Origin of the sequence: Bacillus sanguinis (assembly GCF_018332475.1) — a bacterium.
Taxonomy (GTDB): Bacteria; Bacillota; Bacilli; order Bacillales; family Bacillaceae_G; genus Bacillus_A; species Bacillus_A sanguinis.
This window is the reverse complement of the sequence record NZ_BOQB01000386.1, coordinates 1-2473: the sequence shown is the minus strand read 5'-3', so window position 1 is coordinate 2473 and position 2473 is coordinate 1. Positions and strand designations below refer to the sequence as shown.

2 protein-coding genes are annotated in these 2473 nt (G+C 34.6%); one reads left to right on the top strand and one right to left on the bottom strand.

What is annotated here, in order from left to right:
* A partial coding sequence (locus tag KI369_RS26580; RefSeq protein WP_212958498.1) for a BclA C-terminal domain-containing protein occupies window positions 1-491 on the top strand: 491 nt, incomplete at its 5' end.
* A gap of 133 nt (window positions 492-624) precedes the next feature.
* On the opposite strand, the gene KI369_RS26575 is transcribed toward KI369_RS26580, so the two are convergent.
* Entirely contained in the window at window positions 625-2226 is a 1602-nt protein-coding gene (locus tag KI369_RS26575) for an esterase/lipase family protein (protein ID WP_212958496.1), read from the bottom strand.
* Window positions 2227-2473: the final 247 nt, after the last annotated feature.

Genomic DNA, 2473 nt, shown 5'->3' with positions numbered 1-2473 from the left:
CTAGTTCATATAAAAAATGTTCATGCGACCATTCACATAAAAAAAGCTGTCCGGCATACGGCACTTTTTGGCAAACAGAGTTTATAACTGTCCCTTTTGGAGATCCTTTTCCGTTTAATCACGTTGGCCCTATAGCAGGAGGAGTTTTCTTACTAAATCCTACTACTATACAATTTAATCAAGCTGGTGATTATAGAGTTTCTTTCATTTCAACGATTAACACTACTGTAAATCCTGTGTTTCCGCATATTCCAGTCATGACTATATTTCTAAATGACAATCCACTTGCTAATAGTCAAGGTGACTTTGCTTTTCAAATGAATACTTCATCAAATAACGAATGCCTTCAACTAACAGGCGAAACTATCGTAACAGTTACCGCTAATTCAACTCTTCAACTAAAAAATAATAGTGGTTTTAATCGTCAAAGTATTGCAACTTGTGATAATGGTATCAATGCAGTTGAATTAACAGTTATTAAACTAAGTTAATAATCATCTTCACATTTAGATGCTATTTCAGCATCTTTTTTATTGAATAATGCTTTTCTGTTAATCTAGTAAACATGAAAAAGAACCGAACTCTTCTACTGCAAAAGTTCGGTTCTTTTTATATTAAAACTTCTTACTTCTCCACATAAACCGACTTAACGATTGTACGATTATATGGTTGTCCTTCTTTATTCATCCCTTTTATATCCATTGTAATGTTGTATACCCCTGGTTGCTTTATGTCCTTCAAAGCACCCGTAAATGTATTGTTATTAACATTTTGTAATTCATTATATTCAGAGACTAACTTCCCTTCTTTATTCACGACTCTTACCGTTATAGATAGATTCCCTTTCATTTCAGGTGCTACAGGTGATTTTTTCAGTTTATACTCAGATTTATTCGCTTTAACTTTTGTAGGCATTTGAAGAACAAATGGCGCGCCACTCTTGTAATCGCTTACAACTAAATATGCATCTTTCGACTGCTTCGCCATCATTTTAACTTTCCATTCTCCTACATCCATTTTATCAAATTTAAATGTTCTAATTGTCGCACCACCAAAGAAAGATTCACCTTCACCAGTAGTTATAACGCTATCCTTATTTGTATACATTTTTCCGTTTGGAGATATCATTTGTACTTCTACATCAGAAGACGCTGTTAATATAGAAACGATTCCTTCTGCCTTTTTATCAACTGTAACGGTTTGCTCTATCCACTGATTTTGTGGCAATTCTCCTCCTAATATGTTTTGATTTGAAGTTGTATTTAATTGTTCTATATTTTCATTTGAACTAGTGCTGGATGCTACTACAGCTGGAACTGGTACATTTGCTGTACGTAAATATGGTTCAATTCGTGAGAAAACAGCAGATCCTTTTCGTATATTATCATGATCAAATCTAGAATCTGTGAATAAATGAGTTCCATACGGCAACTTAGCACTCCACTCATTTACTAATCCATCATTTGAACCGTATGATGACAAATAGAACCCGCCCATAGATAACGCAGAAAATACTGGTCCCCAGCTAGTCCCAGTAACTGTATAATAACGGTTTAATTTAGCTGCTGGATTATTATCAATCGTTGAACGAAATTTTGCCATTTCGCCCATTTGTAATGAATACGTACCATCATCTTTTTGACCTAATATAGAAGCAAGCCATCCTGCCCACCAACTATATGATAAATCCGCTAAGTTTGATCCATGATGTGGCGTCGCAAGTGTAATAACATTTCCGACAAATTGATTTGCCCCATATCCTACTAATGCAGCTTGTGTATCGATACCACCTTTACTATGTGCTACAATATTAACTTTTTTACCGAAATGATTATATATTTCTTCTAATTTTTGTGCTAACAATTTTCCGTTATCCCACTGACTAGCTGACCCTTTCCCAGCAGCATCATATAATTGTATAAATACTGTTTGATAGCCTGCTTTCAAAGCATAGTCATACATATCATTTATATCGTGATACACTGTCTTTCCATACCAACTATCAGCATTCCCATTCCTTCCTTGCACAAAGAGAATTGGAGGCTTACTTTCATCATAATTAGCAGGTTTTTGACCTAAAAACCATTCTCCAGGTGTAAAGACTTCTTGATCTGGAAAGCCTGTTTTAAGCTCTTTTACAACGTCTGCTCGCACATTTGTGCTAATCATTGGAACCATGATAAAAAATACAATTAGTAAGGCAACACATCTTCTCATCAATCGCATGTTACTCCCCCCACTTTTTTTTGAAAGAAGGTGCTCGTTGTAATATTTTTTATCTTCTCTCTTAATACTAAATAATCTTTGTACTTAAACAAGATCCTGTCCCTATTCTTAAGAGATTACTAGTCCCCCTTCTTCCTTAACACACGTTATTCTCTTTGTTTCTATCTCTTCCTTTTGAGTGAATGCTACAAAAAAGTTTCTCAACAATTGTTAACTTTACTGAATCTAATATCCCCCAATTATTATT

Bases quoted from the DNA above. Each gene is read 5' to 3' on its own strand.
- KI369_RS26575 (WP_212958496.1), bottom strand. From the start codon at position 2,226: ATGCGATTGATGAGAAGATGTGTTGCCTTACTAATTGTATTTTTTATC.